Raw genomic sequence first — 23,513 nt, 5'->3', positions numbered from 1 at the left:
TGACGGTGTTATCCTCTGACATGGCTCCTCCTGTATTAAAGGAAAAGTTGTAAGGAAAATATTTTTACTTATCAAGTAAAATTAAATGCGTTAACCCTGTTGCCTATATATGAAAAAACCATTAAAAAATGTATAAATTGTTATAATAGAAAATTTCCAATAGCTTGTTTTGCGTCCTCTCATAATATTGTGGTAGGTGAGCAAAACCCTCCCTCTTCTCGTGCAGCCAGAAGTTCGCATAAAAAGGCTCAATCATATACTGAACAAGAAAGTAAAAAATCGATATATCCTATTCTGTCCATAGATGGGGGAGGGATTCGGGGTATTATTCCCGCCACCATGTTAGTGGAAATTGAGAAAATAACAAGAGAGCCTATTGCCAATCTGTTTAAGTTAATGGGAGGAACTTCAACAGGAGGTATTCTGACACTAGGACTAAGTAAGCCTCATGAGGATGGCTCAGGACGCCCACAGTATAGAGCCCAAGATCTTGTAGAAGTCTATACTCAGGAGCATGGTAGAATTTTTCAGCGCCGCAAAAAACCTAAGCCGCCCTCAGATTTAGGCGGCTTAGAGCGAATATTTTGGCCTCTTTTTAATAGCTATGAGTATAAAAGTCCCTTACCCTTTTTTACTGAAAAATTAGGAAATGCTACTCCCTTATCTTCAGCATTGATTGATGTATTAATAACAACAAATACTGTTGAGGAAGTTTCAAAAAAGTTTATGGGTGTTGGAATAAATGGAGGATTTTTTGGCTGGTCCTTTATATCTGGCCTCGCAGGCAGACCCACCCCTGGAATTTTTTCACATGATAGTATCCCAAAGACAATACATATTTATACAAATAAAGGATTAAAAACGATCTCCTATAGTTTAACCCAATTAGAAAGAGCATATACCCGTTCTAATTTCTCTCGCTCCCCTGAATCTTTTTTATTTCCTAGGCCTTATTTTATAAATTACGTACATAAATCAGATTCTTTCATGGATTATGTGGCCCAAGTAACATCAGCGGCTCCATTATTTTTTCCTCCTGTTCAATCAAGTAACCCAGCATTAAAGCACGAAGTCTTCCTCGATGGAGGCTGTTTGCAAAACAACCCCGCAATCACCTGTGTTCTTGAATCTCTTGATAAAGGATACGAAAGAAATGATTTATTTTTGCTATCCCTAGGGACTGGAGATGCTCCTGATCCCTCTCCTTCTATTGATTTTAAAGCTGCCAGCTTCTCGATGTGGTTTAATATAACCCAACCCGATTACAGAACGGATTATATTCTTCGAGACATCCTAAGCCCTGGCGCGTACCACCGCCTTCAATATAGCTTTAAAAATCAAGGTCCTGCTCTTGATGATACGCAGCCGGACACAATTCAGTTACTCGAAAACTGCGGGAAGGAATTAGTAGAGGAAAACAAAGATAGCATTCGAAATATTTGTAAGGTTTTAAAACCGGATAGCATCTAGTTGCGGAACTTGGGGCCATATCAGTATTTGCTCTACAAAACATATTAAAACTTAGGAAGGATGCGTTGAAAATTTCTTAGAAAATCATTGATAAAAAACTTTAAAAACTCTTTTGTTTGCCGTCAATGAATGTGTCTCACTAATAGGCTTTTTTGATTAGCCAGGTATAATCTTCTTTCTTTTGTAAAAAGGAGGAAATGATGCCAGGAAGATTTGAGGGTTAACAGATACACAAGGGAAAATTTTAGAACCATTGCTTCCTAAAGCGCCTAAAAAACGAGGTAAAGGCTATCCGCATACACCGTATATTTCATATGCTTTAAATACAGTCTTAAAGGTAGTAAGTGTCAACTAATTTGTACTCCTACTAATAGAATATTTACTAAAATCTTCCTTGTCACAAGGGTAGAACGCCTTTGTTATTCATGATGGAATGCAGGTCAATGGCTAAATTTATTTAATTTATGCTAAGCTTGGAGCATAGGTAGATCAAAAGCCCCTAAATGGGCAACGCTTTTTATTTGTTAACCTACCTATCTCTATACTGTTTTACAATAGGCTTTAAAATGCCAGGCAGATGGTAAGAAAGATGCCCTAGCTGTAAAACAGAGTAAGATTTAACCCCTTGTCTGTTTAGCCTACATATACATTCTCAATCAGATGAAGTTCTTGTGGCTTAAGCAGTTGGCAGAAGTTATTTAAGCTGCTCGTGGCTAAAATAATAAACTCTACTTCTTGTAAAGAAGCTAAAATATTGATAAAGTCCTCTGAAGGCTTTTCATCACGAATATAGACAAGCAACTTTAGATGATCTTGATGAGCAATCTTCCTAATCGCCTGGAAGATAGTAGGAGTTAAGCCTTCCGCTCCAGACACGTTGATGATGGTGATTTTTTGTCCCTTTAGAGCTTGCTGTAATGCAAAGATATGCTCTTCATGGAACACCTTATTTTCTCCATCATATTTTAGCAGACGGCTAGCTAACTGCTTGAGTGTCACGCGCGCACAGCCTAAATGCTCAATAGCAATTCCAGCGGCTACGTTCGCTAATTGAGCGGCTTCCGCTAAGGTAAGCTTGTTGGCAATTGCATAGGCCAACATAGCTAAAACAGTATCACCTGCACCCGTCACATCTTTGACTTCATGTACGCGCACAGGGAAATCTTGACGCTCTCCTTTTCTCTCAAAAATAGAAATTCCTGCCTCAGAGCGAGTGATGAGGAGCACCTCTGCTTCTATTTGATGGAGAAGCTTCTCAGCAACTGTTTCAAGAGGAGTGGCTAAGGATAAATTGGCAGCAGCATAAGCTTCTGTTAGATTCGGCTTAATCATGGTCGTGCCGATATACTTAGCAAAATCCCTTCCTTTAGGGTCGGTGATCACTGGTATACTCAGCTCTTTAGCATATTCAATGATAGCGGTAAGTAAAGTGTTAGTTAAAAATCCTTTTCCGTAATCCGATAAGGCCACCACCTGCACCCCTTGAAAAAGAACTGGCAGATGATCAATGATTTGTTGCTCAAGCTGCTCTTCCAAATTCATGAATTTTTCATGGTCTACGCGCACCACTTGCTGATTTTCAGCAATGATACGATTTTTAACAGGGGTAAAGTAGCTCGATTGCGTAATAATCCCTTTGACATCGATTTTCTCGTGGGAGAGCAGCTCTTTTAAAGCTTGCCCATAAACATCATTACCGACCCGGCCAATAGCTACTACCTCCGCCCCTAAAGATATCAGGTTGAGCATGACATTTCCTGCTCCCCCTGGACGGTTTTCCTCGTGCTGTACATGGATAATAGCTACAGGAGCTTCAGGAGAAATACGCAGGGCCTTTCCTATCGTATAAGTATCTAACATGAGATCACCAGCTACCAGGACTTTACACACCCCTAGCCTGCTAAAAGGACCTGTCAACCTTACCATGTTTTCCCGGGAATTAAGTAGTTACAGATGTAATCTTCCACAGCAGCCTCTAAAGGTAGGGAAGCGGCCTGCTCTTGAAGAGCTTGGCGGGTTTTTGTCATATCAGCACATGTATAATTCTGGTATTTACCTACCAGCTCCTCAGGCATATTTACATATTCTATCTTAACAGGCTTATGGATAGCCTTAAAAACAGAAGCAGCTAATTCATTCCAAGTACTAGCATTTCCTGAACCGATATTATAAATTCCATTGACTTTGTTAAAAAGAAAAGCGCAAGTCATGCGAGCCACATCTTTAATATAGACAAAATCGCGTTTTTGTCCCCCATCAGGATATTTACTGGGCTCAGAAGATTTGAAAAGCCGCACGACATTTTCATGTCGGGCCGCAGGCAACAGGCGCACAATGGCTGAAGCCATCTGACCTTTGTGATTTTCATTGGGTCCAAAAACATTAAAATACTTTAAACCTACCACCTTATTCAAGACTTTCTGATTTTTTAACCATAAGTCAAAAAGATGCTTAGAATAGCCATACATATTAAGCGGTTGCAGGCTCTCTAATAGATTTTCATTATCTAAAAATCCTTGCGTGCCATCCCCATAAGTTGCAGCCGAAGAAGCATAGATAAAGCGTTGGCCATGGGTTAACGCATATTCAGCTAGCTTAACACTATAGCGGTAGTTATTTTCCAAAAGATAGCTGGCATCCCTTTCTAAAGTGCTACTGCAGGCTCCTAAATGAATAAAAGCTTTAATGGCATCTTCGCGCCCTACCATCCATGTTAACAACTGACTTTTATCCAAAATGTCTATAAAACATTTGCCCACTAGATTTTTCCATTTCTCAGAAACGCCTAGATCATCGACGAGAATCAAATTAGAGATTCCTCGATCATTTAAATGCCGTACTACGCCCGAGCCAATAAAGCCAGCGCCTCCGGTGATGATAATGTACTGCTCACTAAATGCTTTCATAGGAAATCTTATTTAAAGGATTAAAAATTTTTACCCAGATGATTCTCTCTGTCCAAGCTAAATTTGCTCCTTCCCCACCTCTTGAGTAGGCCATTATTTATGGATAGAATTTAATTGTTTTCTTAAAATTCAAATAGGCAAATATTAGCAAAGCTAGGAACAGATTAAAAAACCTTCACTCACTTAATTAATGCCTCAATAGCCTTACATTCTATCAATAGCTCAATTTAATCGCGCGCAGAATCAAAAGGGTACCATCTGTCTGCAGGACGGTTGATGAAAGTGGCAGGATAAAAGGTAACTTGTGGAATGATGGGAGGAGCAACACGGCCCAAACAATAAAAAGCTGTTCCACTGCCAGTCATTGAGACGGTCTCATATCCACTTCGTAGCAGCTCTTCTTTAACTGTTTTTAAATAAGGGTTTAGTTCAAAAGCAGGTCCTTCTAAATCGTTAAAATAAAAAGGCTGATTAGAAAAAAAGCTTTGTAGCACTACTTCTGGGTCATAGGAAGATATTTTAGTCACATCGAGTTGCTTAAATACCAGAGGAGTAGATAATCCTTCGTAAGGTTTGGCTATCCACAAGCGCTGAAGAGGTAAGGGATTTAAGAAACGAAGTACTTCACCTCTTCCTGTGCAGTAAGCTGTTCCTTGAGATAGAAAAAAAGGAACATCGGATCCTATTTCACTCGACCATTCTATTAGCTGCTCTAGAGGAACAGGAAAGCCATGCAATTGATTGAGAGCCCATAGCGTGGTTGCGGCATTGCTACTGCCACCTCCTAGCCCTGATTGCATGGGAATATTCTTTTCTAAAACGACCTTTAAACCAAAATTTAAGCCCGTTTTCTTCCTAAAAAGATGTGTAGCTGCTGTAATTAAATTGGAAGAATCTTTAGAAAGGCTAGGATGTTCACACATGAGCACATCTTGGCTTCCTAGAGCAAAATGAAGGGTATCATGAAGATTAATCGTTTGAATAAGGGAAGCAAGATTATGGTATCCATCTGAGCGATGATTTAGAACCTTTAAAAAAAGATTAATTTTAGCAGGCGCTAAAAGAGTAAGCATAGGAGTAATGTTTTAAGGCTTATTGCTATTTTAAAATAGATATTTAATAGAGCAAAAAGTCTCTTGTAAAAACAGTTTACAAGAGACCTTAAATTTACTTAGACTTTGTAACGCTTTCTTCCTTAGGAAGAGCAGCTTTACCTTCAGGTTCAATGGTTAAACTAAAAGAAGCTTGAACACCTTCTTTAAGCTTTACGCTAATTTTATGCACGCCGGTTACCTTAATAGCATGCTTGAGTTGAAGGCTACGTTTGTCCAAAGTGATTGACATCTGCTGTTCCAAAAGCTCAGCAATATCTCCAGTACTTACAGAACCATACATATGTCCTTCATGATCTACCTTAACGATTGTAGTAATATTCTGACCTTCCAGCTTAGTGGCAAGCTCATCGGATTCTTGACGATCAAGAGCCGCTTTTTTCTGACGTTCCTCCTGCAGACGAGCTTGCATGCGCAAAGCCTTCTTATCTGCAACAACTGCCATTCCTTGCGGCAGTAAGAAATTACGTGCGTAGCCTGGTTTAACCCCAACAATATCTCCACTACGCCCCAGCGCTTCGATGTCCTTGAGCAACAGCAATTTATTTGCCATATTTAGTTCTCCTCAATTTTAAACTTCTGCCACAAAAGGCAATAGGGCCATGTGACGTGCTCTTTTAATCGCGTTTGTCAGATGTTTCTGATAATATGCAGAAACGCCTGTAATGCGCCTTGGCAGTATTTTACCTCTTTCGGTAATAAAGCGAGAGAGAGTATTAATATCTTTATAGTCGATATGTTTAATACCAGCAGCTATAAATGGACAACGTTTACGTTTCTTCGAACGGAAATCGCCTGGCTCAGAGAACCTTTGACCCATATTTCTCATAATCTGTGCTCCTTATGCGCTTTCTTCCAATAAAGGTTTAAATTCAATTTTTTCCATAACTTTATCCGCTTGGAGTGTGATAAAGCGGACGAGGTCTTCGTTAAGATGATATTCCTGCCAAAGCTCAGAAATAGCGGCGGGAATTACTTCAAAATAAATCACGAAATAGTGCCCTTCACGATGTCCATCAATTTCATAGGCCAGCCGGCGGCGACCCTGATCGTGAATTTTTAAAATCGACCCTTCACGCTCTGTAATTCCTTTTTGAATTCTATCGAGCGCTTTGTGACGAGCATCATCACTTAAGGTAGCGCTGATGATATACATTCCTTCGTAAAGGTTCTTAGGTTTTTGACTCATTGTTTTCTCCTGACCAGTATAAATTTAGGTCTTCCAAGCCTCTATTGAGGCTGTTTATTAACTGTTTTCATCACCTCAGTGATGCTTTCATTCATTAGCTGCTTAAGTACATCAACAGCTTGCTTGACATAAGTGGGAAGAACTTTTTGCTCTTCAGGGGTGAAATTATCCAGCACATAGTTAGCTAGGCTACCGCTTCCATGGTCCCCTATCCCCATCCTTAACCTAGCATACTTTTGCGTACCTAGATAGGCTTCTATGCTTTTTAAGCCATTGTGTCCACCAGCTCCCCCTTCTGTCCTTAGGCGCATGTGCCCATATGGTAATGCCACATCATCCACAATGACAACAAGGTTATCTGGTACTAACTTCACATAATCCATGTATCGACGCACTGCTTGACCACTTCCATTCATATAAGTGGTGGGCATCAATAGATGTATTGTCGTTTCGTTCCAAGCAGTTTTAGCTATCCAACCCTGCAACTGAGGCTTTTCTTTAAAGGGCACTCCCAGGTTTAAAGCCCACTCTTGTAAAACCATAAATCCAATGTTGTGCCTTGTTAGCTCATATTTTTTACCTGGATTCCCTAGTCCTACAAAGAGGCGATGCATGCTGAATGACTTACTATCCTTGTCTATTAAGAGTGATTAACGTTTAACTATAGCTACTGCCACTTCGTTAAGATCAGCCAAAGGTCTAATGCTTTCAGGGATATTCAAATCGACCAAGCGACGAGTTTCTCGCTGATTCATATTCTTTATATCTAAAACAAAAGCGGAAGGTATATCTTTGGGCAAGCAGCGTACTTTTAAGTAGCGAATGACTTGACGTAAGACGCCCCCTAATTTAATGCCTACGCAATCTACTACCCCTGTGCATTCAATAGGCACTTTTACATTGACTTGTACATCGTCTACCAATTCTTCAAAATCCAGATGAAGCACATCATATCTGGTTACATGATATTGGATCTCTTTGAGCAATGCGCGTCGTTCTTGGCCGTTTTCATCTACCAAGGTAAAAACATTTGTTGATAGCCGTCCTGGTTGAACTTGTCGACCGAGAGCATTAAACTCGCTGATGTTCAGCGCTATATTGTCTGCTTGTTCATTTCCACGCTTATAAATAATAGCAGGAACTTGACCTGCACGGCGAAGTTGCTTGGAGCTACTCTTCTTTCCTGCAGTTCTTTTAGTAACGTTTAGCTTCATGTAGCCTCCGATAGAATAAGAGTATTAAATTCAAAAGCATACTCTTTTTAAATATTGATTAAATTTTATGGATGTCTTCTTAAGTAGCGAGATTTAATATAGCTCGAGCAAAGAGAGGCGCTGCAGAGGCAACATGCACATTTTTTGTGGTTTTTTCTGCAAGACCCTGGAAGGGGACAGTATTTGTCGTTATCAGTGCTTCAATACAACTTTGGTTGATAAGCGGTAGAGCTTCCCCTACAAACAAACCATGCGTCATAGACGCCCAAATTCTTTTAGCACCCTTCTCTCGGCACGCTTTCGCAGCTGATGTTAATGTTTCTCCTGTGGAGCACATATCATCAGCGAGAAGTACATCTTTTCCTTTAACATCACCTATCACTTGTAAAGCTTCCACTTCACCAGCTTTAAGTCTTTGTTTATTAACAACAGCAAACCCAACATTTAGATGATTAGCATAATCACGCCCTAATTTGATGCTACCCACATCGGGTGTTACAACAACTAACTTATCAGTCTCAAATTTCCTGAAAGCTTTTACTAAAAGAGGCATGCACTGGAGGTTGATTACAGGGATATCAAAAAAACCCTGCACTTGGCCTGCATGCAAATCTGCAGCAATTATGCAAGCAACACCCGCTTTTTGCAAAAGATCGGCGACAAGCTTAGCAGTAATAGGCACCTGCGGCTTATCCTGACGATCTTGCCGGCAATATCCATAATAAGGAATAACGGCTGTGATGCGGCGTGCTGAAGCTCTTTTCAGCGCGTCTACCATAATCAAGAGCTCCATTAAATACTCATTGGGCGCAAAAGCTAATGACTGGATGACATACACATCTTTATTGCTAACATCCTCCAAAACTTCCAGAAAAATTTCCTGGTCAGGAAAACGTTGAATGCTAATCTTACCTAGCTTAACTTTTAAGTCTTTTGCTACTTCTTTGGATAGTTCAGGATGAGAAGTACCAGCAAAGACTACAAAGTTAGGAGCTGTGGGTATCATTTAACCTATTTATCTACTTACTAGATTTGGGGTGGAAGGATTCGAACCTCCGCATGGCGGTACCAAAAACCGCTGCCTTACCGCTTGGCGACACCCCAGTGCAATTACTGTTTAACGCGATAATCAAGTTTGATATGCTACAGGAATGGAAGATTTTTGGCAAATACCTTTTAGTTTTTTTATTTATTTTCTAGCTTCAAAGCCCTCTAACAGGTTCTCTTAAATTTTTATTTGCCGGTTTTAAAGTTTAAGTAGAGCTCTATAAGCTACCTTACCCTTACGTCACATGCATGAGCAAGCATGATTATTCTCTTTCCTCTCCTTGAAAAAGCCTCCTCCAAGCCTTATTTAATCCATAAAAACGCCTAAGCTTTTTTTATTTATTTTTATTTGCCTAGCTTTTGTGCGATTGAGGGTTTACCACTCCTTAGTCAAAAAAACTATAGTAGAATCTGCAAAAAAATTTCCCTATTCTTCGTCTTCGTTCCAAAACTTCAAAACGTGGAAAAAGTGTTATAGAGTAATGCTTTAATGATCAGATACAAAGGCTACATCAAAAGCTTTCAAGAGATTTTCTGTATTTTTTTTAGGCTTGTCCCTATGATGAGGAAAAAAATTTTAACTAGATAAAACGAGCCTCTTACACATTTATGCATATTATCAATATTGCCTCTGAACTAGCTCCTATTGCCAAAGTTGGCGGGTTAGGAGATGTCTTACTAGGCTTAAGCAGAGAACTTTCATGGAAGGGACATGATATTGACCTTATCATTCCCAAATATGATTGCATGGATACAGAAAGCATCCGCGATTTTGCTATCTATAATGATTCTCTTCTCTCTTTCTATAAAGGAACTTGGCATCGCAATACCATCTGGAAGGGATGGGTAGAAAATCTTAAAGTCTATTTCATTGAGCCTCATCATCCCGCCCATTTCTTTCACCGCGGTTGTTTTTATGGCTGCGAAGATGATATGGAACGCTATCTTTATTTTTCACGAGCAGCTTTAGAGTTTATAGAAAAGGAAAGGCTATCTCCTCATATCATTCACTTACATGATTGGCAAACAGCTGTAATTGCCCCTCTCTATCATGAACTTTATCGACTTCAGGGCGCTAAAGAGGCTAAAATCGTTTTTACTATCCACAATATCGAATATCAAGGACATTGTTCGCGTAGTAATCTTGATAATATAGGATTAAAGGGCTCGCATTATCTTCTCCCAGACATAATGCAAGATGCTCAATATAAAGAGGCTATCAACCTAGTAAAAGGAGCGATCATTTATGCAGATCATATCACCACCGTCTCACCTAATTATGCAAAAGAAGTACTAACACCTCTAGGAGGGCGCGGTTTAGATAAAACATTATCTAAATATCAAAGCAAATTTAAAGGTATTCTGAATGGGATTGATTATTCCTACTGGAATCCGGAGATCGATCGTTATCTTCCTACGCATTATTCCTCTCGAGAAGCACCGGCAAGCAAAAAAGATCGCCATACGCTAGATAAAAAAGCTTACATAAAAAATTTCTTAAGAGAACGCTTATTTTTAGCCGAAGAACATCGTCCGATTGTAGGCTGTATTGCGCGTTTGGTTCCTCAAAAAGGCATCGAGCTTATTAAACACGCTCTTCATTATACTTTAGAAAAAAAAGGGCAATTTTTGTTACTAGGATCTAGCCCTATCGAGGGCATTAACGCCGAATTTCAACAGCTTAATCGCCATTTTCATGAGCACCCTCACGTACGCCTAATTTTACATCACAGCGAAGAACTGGCGCATCTGATCTATGCCGCTTCAGATATGTTTATTGTACCTTCTTTATTTGAACCCTGTGGCTTAACGCAGATGATTGCCCTTAAATACGGGGCTATCCCTATTGTGCGTAAGACTGGAGGGTTAGCAGATACGATTTGGGATGTAGATTATTCTGGAAAAACTATTGAAAAAACAAATGGATATGTTTTCGAATACCCTGATGCTAAAGGAATTGAGTCAGCTTTAGATAGAGCTTTTGAATGTTGGTTTCATCATCCCGACCGCTGGCGCCAACTTATGATTCGTGCAATGAACACAGATTTCAGCTGGAATAGTCCTTCTGATGAATATTTAAACATCTATCAGAGCATCCTAACCACTGAAAAAAGAAGCTAAAAAACCCCCTTTATAAAGGGAAATTTACAAGTTGATCTTTTTTTAGAGAAAATAAATCTAAAGTTTTGTAAAAGTTAAGCTAAAATCCTTTAAATTGTAGGTCACTTCTTGAGTATAGCTAATTACTTTACCTTTATTCGCATTTTTATCAGCCCCATTTTTCTTTTAGTCTATCTTCACCATGATTATTTAGAAATTAATCCATCTGTTTTACCCTATGTTTTACTTTTTTTGCTGGGCGTTAGTGAATTATCAGATGCCTTTGATGGCTATTTGGCGCGCAAATATAACCAAGTAACCGATTTTGGAAAAATACTAGATCCTATGGCTGATAGCATTGCGCGTCTCTCTTACTTTTTAACATTTACCGCAGAGCCTGTCAGATTGCCCTTAGCTTTAATTTTTATCTTTGTCTATCGTGATTCTGTAGTTAGCACACTTCGAACCATTTGTGCACTTAAAGGGTTTGCTTTAGCAGCGCGTACCAGCGGGAAAATTAAAGCATGCATTCAAGCGATGGCTGCTTTAATTGTATTAATCCTTATGATTCCTCATTCCTTAGGCTATTTATCCAGCCCTGATCTACAATACATATGTACATGGGTGGTAGGTATAGCAGGAATTTATACTGCTTATTCTGGAGTAGACTATGTGTATGCCAATAGACAATACATTGCCAAGCTATTGTCATTGCACCCGGCTAAACCCTAAGCGCTCATTAATTCTTAGAAGATTACCCATCTGCTAGCCGTTCATACGTAAACCTAAGAGGACTATTAATGATCTTCAAGTGCTAGCGTTCCTCCCCGCTTTAATCATAAAGATCTTCAGAAAAAGAGAGTTTTTCCCACATTTTCTCCTTGTGATTAAAGGTCTAAATCATGACACCGACTAAAAAGGGTGAAAGATAGAAGGGTATCGCCAATCAATGAAACAAAATACTAGCCTTAAGAGGTTGCTCAACAAAATTGTCCATTCTTCAAGAAATCATACTTTTGCCTCTCTATTAATGTAAGCAATCACTGGATAGGCTTAGGGTTTAAAGGTGATTTTACGAGTATCTGCAAAGGCAAAAATGCTTGCAAATACCTATCTTTTCTAATTACCGCACTTTCTGATTTACATTATCTTTTTTAACATCATGATCTTAAATAGTCCCTCCCTGCGACTGCCTACTTTTTCCCCTCTATCTTAATCCTCCCCATTCGATTCGGTTTCTTTAGCCTCCACTCCTAGATGAATACAATACTGGATAATTATTTAGCTTTGGGCATTACTACCTAACAATAATAAAAGTGTCTTGCATGTATTATTTAACATAACTGCAGCAGGATGATTTTCACCCAAAATTTTAGTAAGAAGTTCACTGGCTTTAAAAGAACACTCAATCATGCGTTTTTGATTTCCTTGGAGAGTGTAGAGCTGTGCCAAGTTGGAATAAAGATTTGCCACCGTGTGAGAGCTTTCGCCAAAGAGGTTAAGATCAATGGCAAGGGCTTTTTCTGTATGCTCTATTGCTTTATTTAATTTTCCTTGGTTTTTATAGAGGTTGGCTAAATCTTTATAATCTCTCGAGACATCAAAATGGATTTCACCAAGAAGTTTGCGCTCAATGACGAGGGCTTTCTTGCTATATTTTATTGCTTGCTTTAAATTTCCTTGTTCTTGATAGAGTGTTCCCAGATTGTTATAAAGGCCTGCCATAGTAGGACGATTTTCACCAAAAAGCTCAAACTCAATAGCAATCGCTTTCTTGATATACTCTGCCGCTATATCAAGTTTTCCTTGCATTTTAAAAATTTGCCCAAGATTATTGAAGGCCCTTAACATATTAGGATGAATTTCACCAAAGATCTTGCGATCAATATCAAGCGCTTTCTTGGTAAGCTCTACCGCCTGCTCTAAATCGCCTTGTTTTTGGTAAATTGCTCCTAAATTATTGTAAATAATTGCCACACTAGGATGATTTTCACCAAACAGGGCAAGGTTGGTAGCAAGCGCTTTCTTACTGTAATCTGCCGCTTTATTAAACTTTCCTAGTTTTAAGTAGACAGTTGCCATATTATTATAAAAAATTGCCACTTGAGGATTAGCATTATCAAAAAGTCGAAGAGCCATCCTAAGGGTTTGCTTGCTATACTTAATAGCTTCCTTTAAGTTGCCTTGATCTTGATAGATAAGCCCTAAATTGTTATAGTCTCTTAATACATCTGGATGATTTTCACCAAAGATCTCGCGATCAATATCAAGCGCCTTATGAACATAACCTAAAGCCTTATCTAACTTTCCTTGTTCTTTATAAATTGTTCCTAGGTTATTGTAATCTCTGGCCACAGTAAAATGAACTTCACCGAATCTTTTGCGATCAATGGCTAAGGCTTTTAGTGTATGGCCAACAGCTTCATCTAAATTTCCTTGGGCTTGACTAATTTGTCCCAAATTATTGTAAGTAATCGCGATACTTGGATGATTTTCCCCAAAAAGCTTAAAATTAATGATAAGCGCTTCAGTAATCAGCTCAGATGCTTTTTCTAAATTACCTTGTTCCTTGTAGATCATTCCCAAATTATTATAACGGCTTGCCACATTAGAATGAGTTTTCCCAAAAAGCTTAAGTTCAATGTTCAGCGCTAGATTGATATACTTAATGGCTTTCTCAAAATTTCCTTGTTTTTTGTGAATTTGCCCTAGATTATTGTAAAGGCATGCCACTTGAGGATTCTTTTCACCAAAAAGTTTAAGGTCAATAGCAAGTGCCTTTTTAATATAATCAGTGGCCCAGCCAAAATAGCCTTGGTCTTGGTAGATAAGGCCCAAATTATTATAAAGTAGCGACACGCTAGTATGGTTTTCACCAAATAGATTAAGTCTAATAGCAAGCGCTTTCTCGGCATGCTCAGCCGACTCTTTTAGATTTCCTTGATGCTGGTAGATAAGCCCTAAGTTGGCATAATCATTTGCTACTTGAGGAGAATTTTCTCCAAAAAGCTTATGATTAATTATAAGTCCTTTCTTGGTATATTCAACTGCATTTTCTAACTCTCCTTGGTCTAAGCAGATCTGTCCCAGATTATTATGATATCTTGCTATTGAGGGACAATTTTCTCCAAAAAGTTTAAGATCGATTTCTAGAGCCTTATCAATATACTCAGCAGCTTGGTTCAAAATGTCTTGATCCTTGTAAATAAGTCCTAGGTTGTTATAAGTGGAGGCTACTATTGAATGATTTTGGCCAAAGATCTCAAGGATTATTTTGAGTGCTTTTTGGACTTTCTCCTCAGCCCGATCTAGAAATCCTTGAGCTTGATAGAGGGTGCCTAGATTACTGTAAAGTAACGCCACGCTAATATGATTTTCACCAAAAATTTTAGTATTAATGAGGAGCGCACGCTTAGTATATTCAATGGATTTTTTTAAAATTCCTTGTGTGCGATAGCAGATAGCTAGATTATTATAGAAAACTGCAACCAGACGATGATTCTCACCAAAAAGCTTAGAGCCTATAGTAAGAGCTTTCTCGATATAATCAACCGCCTTATCTAAGATTCCTTGTTCTTGGTAGATAAGCCCTAGATTGTTGTAGTTTCTTACTACATGAGGATGATTCTCACCAAAGAGCTTAAGATCAATTTCTAGCGCTTCCTGGGTGTACTCAGCAGCTAACTCTAATTTCCCTTGAGATTTATAGATAAGTCCTAGGGCGCTGAAAGCATTGGAATTTTGTGGGTTATTTTTTTTTGCTAAGAAATACAAATTTTCGGCTTCCTCAAATTGAAAAAGCCTTCGAGCTATATCACCTCGGGTTTCGGGGGAGCCATCATCTAAATTAGAAAATTCAAAATCGTCTTCATTGCTTAATAAAAAAGCTTTGAAGGCTTTATAAAAAGGAATAAAGACTTGATAAATTTCTCTAACTTTTTTTAAAGCTTCTGGCTCTAAAGCAAATTGTTTTTTAATAAGAGCAGAATCATCAAATCTGAAAGGCCTAGTCAGAGGATTCATCATTTCATTCTGTTTTTTATAATGAGCATAAGTTTTAAGGCGCATAAATAAAGCTATACTCATCCATTCCTTTAATTTTTCAGCAGCATTCCCCTTTAAAGTGCTTTGCTTTTCCAACTGATCGATTCTAGTAAATGTATCTGAGGCGTTTACTTTTTTAATAAGAGCTATTCTATCTAATGCTAAATGAGGGAAGCGGTAAAAATCATTTTTAACCTTAAAAAGCATGCCTTGTTTGTCTAAATCATCCATTGCTGGATTAAAATTTTCCATATCAGCTACTATTAAATGCTGCTTGGCTAAGTGTTGGCGAAGATTAAAACCTTCTCGATAAGAAACACTAAGTTTTTCTTGAATTTTTTGGCTATATTGGTCGGTTAACTTAGGGTTGCCCAGTAGATGAGTAAAGGTTAAAAGCTCCATTGGAAGATGAGGTTCTTTTTCATGCCACCATTTCCCTTCTTCGGCTTGGGCAATATATTCGGCCATTTTTTCAGGAGTCTGAATGAGCTCAAAAGTCTCTCTATTACCAAAAGGAGTTTTACAGCCTTTTCCTTTTACTCCCGCTCCGTCGAAAGCTAAGCCCCGTGGTGTAATGTCATCAAAAAAATTGATGGCATTTAAGCAAGGAATATTTAAAGCAGGAAGAATAGTTTCTCCTAGATTGATAACTTTTAAATGAATGAGACTTGTAAGATTCTGAAAATATTTTCTATTTAGAGGGGTATCTTCTGCTATAAGAATGCCAAACTCTAGATCGGAGTAAGGCGTCATCTCTTCCCTAGCTAGTGAACCAAAGCCTATCATAGCATATTCACACGGCTCATCCCCTATATGATTTAAGGCCTGCATTACAAGATGTCCAAAGAAAACTTTTATCCGTAGAGCAATCTTACTATAAAGCTCTCTAATACTTTCAAAAGGTGGATTGTTCGGTAAAGCTTGAATGCTATCCTCTATCTCATCTCTAAGATTTTTTACAGCTTGGTCATTAGCTGCAAATTGCCTTTTCATGGCTGCCGAGTGCAACGTTTTACCATTACATAACCTAATAAGCAGTTCATGGATCCTAAAAAGCCTCCTTCTAAGAATTTCATGCCTTTTTTGAGGTGCTAAGCGTAAGGCATAACGATAAAGTCCGGCCGCTTGCAGAAGTGTTTCATGCGTTCCTTTACCCACATAAACATCCCCTAGTTTTTCTATATATAAGGCTTGTTGGATAGAATCTTTCTTTTGAATGGCAAGTTTTAAAGCTAAAGTATAAGCCTCTTCTGCTTCTTTTAACTGTTGCTTTGTTAAAGCATTACTAATCTGATCGATAGAATAGACCATCTTTTCTAAATGATCAGCAATTTTATCAAGATAGCTTAATAATTTTTGAGGTTGGTACTGATTCAGTAACTGCACCTTACTGGGCAGGTGCTGCCTAAATATACGAGCACAGCTCTTAGCATTAAGAACTCTTTTTAATTCATCATTTTTCAAGCTGCTAAAAGAAAGAAAAATCTGTTGAAAAACTTTTAAAGGTAGAGTAACTAAATAGCTAGGAGGTTTTAATGTTTCTTGCTCAGCAAAATTATTAGCTTGTTGGGTCTTTATCGATGTTTTACAGGGTTTAGATTGTAAGTGATGCAAAAGCTGTATTGCAAGATGCCCTAAATTAAATTTTATCTGTTGAGAAATCTCACCTTGAAGCTCTCTAGCCTGTTCCATAGAAGGATTTTCTGATAAAACTTGAAGCTTACATTGTGTTTCTTCTTTAAGATTTTTTAATGTATGTAAATTAGTTTCGAATTGTTTTTCTAGTGCTGCAGGATTTAAAGGTGTGCTTTCACAAATTCTAACAAATAGGTCATGGACTTTAGAAATTTTATCCCTAAGAAGTTTGTGTCGCTCCTGAGGTGCTAAGCGTAAAGCTTGGTTATAAAGCCCTGCCCCTTGCAAAAGTGTTTCATGTGTTCCTTTACCCACATATACATCCCCTAATCTTTCCATGCAAATGGCTTCTCGGATACGATCATTCTTTCGGACGGCAAGTTTTAAAGCTAACGTAAAAATCTCTTCTGCTTTCTCTAACTGTTCTTTTGTTAAAGCATTACTGCTCTGATCGATAAGATAGACCGTTTTTTCTATGTAATTAGCAATTTCATCAAAATAATCGATGCTCTCATAAGAAGCTTCTGTTTTCAATAAAGAAAAAGGATTTTGTCTTAAAGATTTTTGAGCATGAATGAAATGACCCCCTAAATCCACTATAAGAATATATTCTGTAGGCCTTTCTTCTTGAGGAATAGTTTCCCATTCCGAAGATCTAGAATCTTCAGGCGAGCTTGCGTCTGAGAAAATCAGCCTATCATGAATGCCACAAATCAAATGCTCTTCATTAACTGTTACCAATCTTATAGGAATAGATAAAGCAGGTGCTAATAAGTCTCCTTCTCCCAAGCCGCTTACCCAAGTTCCTTTTTCTATTATTTCTTCTGCTCTTTTACGGTCTGTGTGTTTAATAATATCAGCAAGCACCTGTCTTAAATAAAAAATTTTATCTTTGTGCTCGTCTAGCAAAGGAATTTTTCTAGAAAGTTGTTTGTAACTTGCTAAAAAAGCACTAAAGAAGCAGTCGCCATCACTTGGCACACCTTTTAATTCAAACCCTTCTTTATTAAGATAGTCAGCGGCAGTATTTACTTTTGCTCTCATTGCTTCATTAATAATAGTTGAAGAATCATCCCATAAAGATGCTGCTATCTGTTGCGAATCCCAAAGAAAAGGAAAAGTATCAAGACGATTTTCTTTATCACAAGTTGGCAATTTTTCTTTGGGTAAGCTAACTCTAGAGCTTTCTAAATGAAAATTGCTCGCTTCATCCGTTTGTCCAATTAACTGCTTCCATTGTCTACAAACCAGCTGCGCTTGGCATAAATCTTGAAGTGTCAATTTTTTAAAAATTTTTAGGCTAATTTCTATAAAGGCGTCCGTATCCCCTAGAGAATAACTAGGATCATTTTGTATTCTTTGGAATTCAGGGAATATACAAGGTTTTGTACCCGAATTGCTTACACTCATTTACTTACCGCCTTTTATGTAAATTTAGCCTTACTTCTTTTTCAGTCTGCATGCACTTCTAAAATTTTCACTTGTCGTTTTTATATCATTTTCAACGAGATATATAAAAGGAATTCATACTCTTTTTTCCTTAAATAAGTCCATTAAGAAGTTGGCTTTATAGGAAAAAGCCCTAGAAAAGACTTTTGAAATACAAAACTTATTTACTAATCTTTTTCAAAAATCGAAAGTTTTTCTAAAACATTGACCTTTCAATATAATAAGAATTTTGAAAAATTTTAGGAGCGGAAAAACCAATTTGTTTTAAACAGGAAAAACTGAGGTGAGCATAAGTTAGAATCTACATTAGGCCAGTTAATTTTGATTAGCATATAAAGAATGTGCCCCAAGGCTGCTGCTTTTAAGGAGAAGAGAAGCTTAATGCTTAGAGGCTATTCTAAAGATTTGAACGATAAGAAAAAAAAGGGAGGAGGAGGGCTGCTTCCTATGAAAAAAGAGAGAAGTCTTGTATACATTCTAGAACAGCTTGGTTAGACGCTACCTTTTATGTAAGCTGTGCAGGGTGCCAATAGAGCCATATTTCTCACGATACTTCTCTTTAAAGACGCTGTTTAATTATTTCTCTATAGCGAGGCTTCCTAGAAAATCTGAAAATATGACTACCCTCTTCAAGAATACTTAAGGGGAACACATCGAGCTCATTCGAGGAAAATTACTAGAAAAAATATGAGTAGATCAAGGTTATTAAGGAAAAGAGATTAAAAGCTATCGTTTAAAACATAGCAAAAAAGTTGAAATAGTAAAAAGGCCACAGATAGAACACTTCTGTAGAATGAAGATCTGAATGTTTTTTATATTCTTTTGCAAAAAGAATTTAGTACTTTACCGAAAAGGTGGTAGTAGAAAGAACCTTAACGCAGATAAACACATGGCGGAGATTATTACAAGATAATGAATACTTATCCACAATTCTACAAGCTATGATTTATACTACTAGATTTAGAATAAAGGGGAGAAAAAATAATTGTGGAGACACCTTATTAGATATCTTGCAAGGAGCTAGGCATCTAGCGATAGAGGCACAATCTCTATTGAGCAAGGTTAGATTGGCGCCTTAGTAGCGCTGAAAGCCTCAAAGAAGTGCCTATGCCTACTTTCAGCTTAAGTCCGCCGATGCGGCTATCGAACATCCTTCGGTCTTCTCCTTTTGAAGAAAACTGAAATTATAAGAGATCTCATGCCGTAACTTAAAAATTCCATAGCAGTTTAGAACGAGTAAAAGTCCTCCGGCAATCGTCATGACAGTTTGTGCTTGTGCTGTATCTACCAAAGCAAACGCGCCTAAAGTAATTACAGCATAGATATAGTAAAACCTACGACCTTTCCTTGGGTGCAAATATTCAGCGCACTTAAGACCTACACAAAAATAAGCATTGATAGTGGAATATCCCAGCAGGAACAAAAACAAAGGCATAAACCATTCCATGTAAGGAAAATATTGCGCTAAAGCTGTTTGAATGAGCAGACTAGAATTAATAGGCTGATGCCATAGATCTGTTACTAAAATAATGAGAACACTGGTGGTACAAATCATGAAGGTGTCCACAAAAATATCAAAAATTACCAGGGAGGCCTGTTTTTCTGGTATTTTAACAAAGCTTTCACTATGGATAACAGAAGCATAGCCTACCCCTAGATCACCCGTATAACATCCTCGACGGACTCCTTGAGATATCGTTCCCATGGCTGAACTGCCAATAAAACCTCCCACGGCGGCGTGGCCTGTAAAAGCTGTATTAAAAACTGCTTTTAAAACCTCAGGAATCCTATCAATATTTTGGATAAGTACCCAGCATCCCATGCCTAGATAAATAAACACGAAAAGCGGAATAGAAATTCCTGAGATATTGCCTACTCGACGCACGCCTCCCTGCCCTGCAAAAATTACTAAAGCTAATAAGATAGCCAAAACAAGGTAAGGAGAAAGATTGACATTGGCTGTCACGCTCTTTACGATTACATTGAATTGATAAACTTCCACTCCGTAAATGCACAAAAGACCACCTACAATAGTGGGAACAAAAGAGCCTTTGAACACCCTTTGCAAAAAATACATGGATCCCCCATTATACCCTCCGTGGGTATTGGGAACCCGGTAGCGAATTCCTAGATATACTTCGCTATATTTAATCATCATTCCCGCAATAGCGGTGAGCCAAATCCACAATAAAGCACCAGGGCCTCCGATTTGCACAGCTGTAGTAATTCCCACAATATTCCCAATGCCTACGCATCCACCTACACAAGCAAAGAAGGCTTGTAAAGGATGGACACCACTTTTATCCTTATCCGGAACAAACAAAAAGCCAAAAAACGTTTTTACCACGCGAGGAAACTGAACAATCTGCACCCACCGCGCTTGAAAACTTAAAAAAATCCCCAATAGAAGAATAGTGGGAACAGCTACATATCCCCATAGAATATTTTCCACCTGTTCCAGGTGAATAAAAAAACTGTCTAGCATTAGATATTAAACTATAAAAATTTACAAAAATTATTTGAGCAATAATTATTATATTCTTACTATCTTGTATTAGTCAAGAATTTTTTAGTCGTTTAAAAGGTTGATTTGAATCGTTTAAATTTTTAGAGGTCAGCGACATGATGAGGAGTAAGCATTCTCTGACAGGCCATCGTGTGGCTAGTTAGTAAATATCTAACTTTACTCACTACTGGCTTTTTGACTGTTGAATTTTTTCATGGGGATCTTTTTGTAAAAAGCCTCTGTAGTTTTAAGTTTCCTATTTTTAACACAGGGAAATTGCATGAAGATTTAAGTTGACAAAGCAAGGGGTATAATTATCATTCTTTTCCTTAAAAAGGAGGAATGAATGGATACGCATAAGCCCAATAGTATTTTTGCTGTATTTAAGGATCTGGAAGATCCAAGGAAGCAAAGAAACCAAATCTATAGTTTGTTTGATATTGTTACGATTAGCATTTTGGCGATTTTATGCGGTGCAGATGATTGGGCAACCATCCATTTATGGGCATCTTGCAATTTACCTTGGCTGCAAGAGCATGGAATTTGCTTAGCAGGCGTGCCATCGCATGATACTTTAGGAAGATTTTTCCGCTATGTATCTGCCTCGAATTTTGAAAGATGTTTTGTACAATGGACCCAAAACATTGCAGGAGCCATTAAAGGAGTGATTGCTATAGATGGCAAAACATTAAGAAGCTCGCATGATATAGCCCGTGAAGGAAAAGCAATTCACATGGTTAGTGCCTTTGCAGCAGAGAATAAGCTAATACTTGGTCAGCTTGCTACGGACACAAAATCAAACGAAATAACTGCCATTCCCTTGTTATTGGATATGCTTGATATCAAAGGAGCTACCGTTACCATAGATGCAGCTGGATGTCAAAAACAGATAGCTAAACAGATTCGCCATCAAGGAGGCCATTACTTACTCGCACTGAAAGGTAATCAAGGGAATCTACATGCAGAAGCCAAAAACTTTTTTGTTCAAGCTATAAAGGTAAAACCTGAAGAAGCTAGCTGTGATTATTATTTGATTGAAGAAAAGAGTAGAGATCGTTTTGAAAAGCGAGAAGTTTGGTGTACCCATGGATTAGATTGGCTGCCTCAAAGAAAAGAATGGGTGGACCTAAATGCTCTGGTCTGCATGAGAAGCACTAGGCGCATTAAAGATAAAACATCGGTAGAGGCTAGATACTATATTGCTAGTGAAAAAGCTAATGCTGAAAAGCATGGGCTAGGCATACGTTCGCACTGGCCTATAGAGAATAAGGTTCATTGGCAATTAGATGTTTCTTATGGGGAAGATAAGAGCAAAGTCCGTAAAGACCATGGTGCCCAAAATCTATCAGTTTTGAAAAGATGTACAATGAATCTACTAAAAGCTGATACAAAAACAAAGGCAGGAATTAAGGGCAAGAGAGCAAAAGCCGGGTGGAATCGAGACTACATGATGGAAATGCTAAATGGTAAATAAAATCTTCATGCAATTTCCCTGATTTTTAACAAAGGCTCTTCTACTACAAGGGGTAAATTTTTGTGGAATCTCGTTAGTAATCATTAATGACCACGAATGCTTAGTTTAGTGGTACATTAAAATTTAAGTAACATAAGCATTTAAAGGAAGAGATCAATTGTTTGGCCCTCGTTTATAGTTTGTATAGGCTTTCCTGGTGAAGCTTTGACTCAAAGCTTTATCACCACTGCCTTTCTAGTCTTTTGAGTAATATGCTTTAGTAAAAATCTTGCTAGCTTACTCCGTCCGCTCTCATTGTCATTATGAAAGTCCATGTGACTTATTTAATGTCCTATAAGCAGCTTGAGCATCGTCTAGCATAAGCAGTAAACGTGCGGCAAAAACATCTGTGACTTTAGATATTCTTCGTTCTAAACCTTTAGTTATTTGTTGATAATATTCTTCAATTAATTTTAAATCATTAGCACTTTCAAGGGGAATATCTAATATTTTGCATGCATTTTGGCGATCAGTAGGATCTAATCTGTTAAGAGGATGAGATAAAGCCGGAGGACAAGAATATTGCCTATTTCTTATATTTATTTTGCAAACGTCCCACCGCTTACTAGGATCCAATCTATTAGGATCATAAGATTTCCTATTTCTTACATCATAGGCTCTATAGCCAGTCAAAATAAGGTCAGGAATCAATAATAAAAATCCTAAACTCAAAAACTCTACACATCCGCGAACTATATGATTATACTTATTTGGCCACTCATCTTTAGTAGCTTTTGCGGCCTTTGCAATACGACATAGACCTATTAGAGTTCCAATTAATGGAATATACCCTAATGCTTTTATAACATTGGCGGTTTTCCAAGCACCTTTAGCTGCATTGTTAATAGATTCATCCTTTGCTTTTTGATAATCGGGATTATTAAAGGTAGATATTTCGTGTAGTTCCGCTATCTGTACATTCAGCTTTGACATTTTTCTTTGTTGTAAATCAAATTTTCTCTGCTTAACTTTTTAAATCATTTCTTTATAACAATCTTCGGCATTGCAAGCTATAGTTTCAAATCCAAAAACAGGCATGGTTGTAAAGCGCATAAATTAACTCTTTTATAATTGTTAATATTTTATTCATTTGACATAAAATCATAATAATTTAAGTTATTAAATGGTAGTTTTTTATTTTAATTAATTACCTTGGGCACAGATAAATTGAGAAAATTATTTAAAAAAAAAGGGGGTGTTTTTAAAAGGAGAGAAAAAAAGATAAAACTGTAAGCGGTCACGGGATATAAAAGGTTTTTTAGATAATAGAAGGTATGGGTTGCTTGGTACGAGCTGCATGGATAGCGTCTGCTAGAAAATCTAGAATA

At 37.8% G+C, this 23,513-nt stretch carries 16 protein-coding genes and 1 tRNA gene; 4 read left to right on the top strand and 13 right to left on the bottom strand.

The window, feature by feature from the left end; translation table 11 throughout:
• Positions 1–99: 99 nt before the first annotated feature.
• Complete coding sequence (locus NEOC65_RS07465; RefSeq protein WP_213156159.1) at positions 100–1,470, top strand: patatin-like phospholipase family protein; 1,371 nt, start codon at positions 100–102, stop codon at positions 1,468–1,470.
• Between the two features lie 633 nt (positions 1,471–2,103).
• Here NEOC65_RS07465 and NEOC65_RS07460 read toward each other — a convergent pair.
• The 10 genes from NEOC65_RS07460 to NEOC65_RS07415 form a co-directional block, all read right to left on the bottom strand.
• Positions 2,104–3,396, bottom strand: coding sequence for a bifunctional heptose 7-phosphate kinase/heptose 1-phosphate adenyltransferase (locus tag NEOC65_RS07460; RefSeq protein WP_213156158.1), 1,293 nt, complete (start codon positions 3,394–3,396; stop codon positions 2,104–2,106).
• Positions 3,390–4,376, bottom strand: coding sequence for an ADP-glyceromanno-heptose 6-epimerase (gene rfaD / locus NEOC65_RS07455; protein ID WP_213152445.1), 987 nt, complete (start codon positions 4,374–4,376; stop codon positions 3,390–3,392). Before rfaD ends, NEOC65_RS07460 begins: the two co-directional genes overlap by 7 nt.
• 227 nt (positions 4,377–4,603) lie before the next feature.
• Complete coding sequence (gene ispE, locus NEOC65_RS07450) at positions 4,604–5,449, bottom strand: 4-(cytidine 5'-diphospho)-2-C-methyl-D-erythritol kinase (RefSeq protein WP_213152444.1); 846 nt, start codon at positions 5,447–5,449, stop codon at positions 4,604–4,606.
• A 94-nt stretch (positions 5,450–5,543) separates the two neighbouring features.
• On the bottom strand, positions 5,544–6,041 hold the full coding sequence (gene rplI / locus NEOC65_RS07445) for a 50S ribosomal protein L9 (protein ID WP_213152443.1): 498 nt from the start codon (positions 6,039–6,041) through the stop codon (positions 5,544–5,546).
• An 18-nt stretch (positions 6,042–6,059) separates the two neighbouring features.
• Entirely contained in the window at positions 6,060–6,308 is a 249-nt protein-coding gene (gene rpsR, locus NEOC65_RS07440; protein WP_166154193.1) for a 30S ribosomal protein S18, read from the bottom strand.
• 21 nt (positions 6,309–6,329) lie between these two features.
• Positions 6,330–6,677, bottom strand: coding sequence for a 30S ribosomal protein S6 (rpsF, locus tag NEOC65_RS07435; RefSeq protein WP_039385771.1), 348 nt, complete (start codon positions 6,675–6,677; stop codon positions 6,330–6,332).
• 41 nt (positions 6,678–6,718) lie between these two features.
• The gene (gene pth, locus NEOC65_RS07430; RefSeq protein WP_213156157.1) at positions 6,719–7,291 is read right to left on the bottom strand and encodes an aminoacyl-tRNA hydrolase; all 573 of its coding nucleotides are present in this window, start codon (positions 7,289–7,291) and stop codon (positions 6,719–6,721) included.
• 36 nt (positions 7,292–7,327) lie between these two features.
• Positions 7,328–7,891, bottom strand: coding sequence for a 50S ribosomal protein L25/general stress protein Ctc (locus NEOC65_RS07425; protein WP_213156156.1), 564 nt, complete (start codon positions 7,889–7,891; stop codon positions 7,328–7,330).
• Positions 7,892–7,970: 79 nt separating this feature from the next.
• Positions 7,971–8,897: a ribose-phosphate diphosphokinase gene (locus tag NEOC65_RS07420; RefSeq protein WP_166154199.1), complete on the bottom strand. Its 927-nt coding sequence runs from the start codon at positions 8,895–8,897 to the stop codon at positions 7,971–7,973.
• 26 nt (positions 8,898–8,923) lie between these two features.
• Positions 8,924–8,995, bottom strand: a tRNA-Gln gene (locus NEOC65_RS07415).
• Positions 8,996–9,547: 552 nt separating this feature from the next.
• On the opposite strand from NEOC65_RS07415, the gene glgA reads away from it, so the two are divergent.
• Entirely contained in the window at positions 9,548–11,059 is a 1,512-nt protein-coding gene (gene glgA / locus NEOC65_RS07410) for a glycogen synthase GlgA (RefSeq protein ID WP_166154201.1), read from the top strand.
• Between the two features lie 108 nt (positions 11,060–11,167).
• Positions 11,168–11,770 carry a CDP-diacylglycerol--glycerol-3-phosphate 3-phosphatidyltransferase gene (gene pgsA, locus NEOC65_RS07405; RefSeq protein WP_166154203.1) on the top strand — a complete coding sequence of 201 codons (603 nt, stop codon included), beginning with the start codon at positions 11,168–11,170 and terminating at the stop codon, positions 11,768–11,770.
• 549 nt (positions 11,771–12,319) lie between these two features.
• Here the strand turns inward: pgsA and NEOC65_RS07400 are convergent.
• Positions 12,320–18,127: a tetratricopeptide repeat protein gene (locus tag NEOC65_RS07400; protein ID WP_213156155.1), complete on the bottom strand. Its 5,808-nt coding sequence runs from the start codon at positions 18,125–18,127 to the stop codon at positions 12,320–12,322.
• A gap of 1,156 nt (positions 18,128–19,283) precedes the next feature.
• The gene (locus NEOC65_RS07395; protein ID WP_213156154.1) at positions 19,284–20,651 is read right to left on the bottom strand and encodes an amino acid carrier protein; all 1,368 of its coding nucleotides are present in this window, start codon (positions 20,649–20,651) and stop codon (positions 19,284–19,286) included.
• Positions 20,652–21,018: 367 nt separating this feature from the next.
• Here NEOC65_RS07395 and NEOC65_RS07390 point away from each other — a divergent pair, with 367 nt between their 5' ends.
• A complete protein-coding gene (locus NEOC65_RS07390; RefSeq protein WP_213156153.1) occupies positions 21,019–22,146 on the top strand; it encodes an ISAs1 family transposase in 1,128 nt (375 codons plus the stop codon).
• A gap of 300 nt (positions 22,147–22,446) precedes the next feature.
• Here the strand turns inward: NEOC65_RS07390 and NEOC65_RS07385 are convergent, their stop codons facing one another.
• The gene (locus tag NEOC65_RS07385) at positions 22,447–23,118 is read right to left on the bottom strand and encodes a hypothetical protein (protein WP_213156152.1); all 672 of its coding nucleotides are present in this window, start codon (positions 23,116–23,118) and stop codon (positions 22,447–22,449) included.
• Positions 23,119–23,513: the final 395 nt, after the last annotated feature.

This window comes from Neochlamydia sp. AcF65, from assembly GCF_018342435.1.
GTDB lineage: Bacteria > Chlamydiota > Chlamydiia > Chlamydiales > Parachlamydiaceae > Neochlamydia.
Note: the sequence above shows the minus strand (reverse complement) of the source record. Positions and strands in the feature narration are given on the sequence as shown.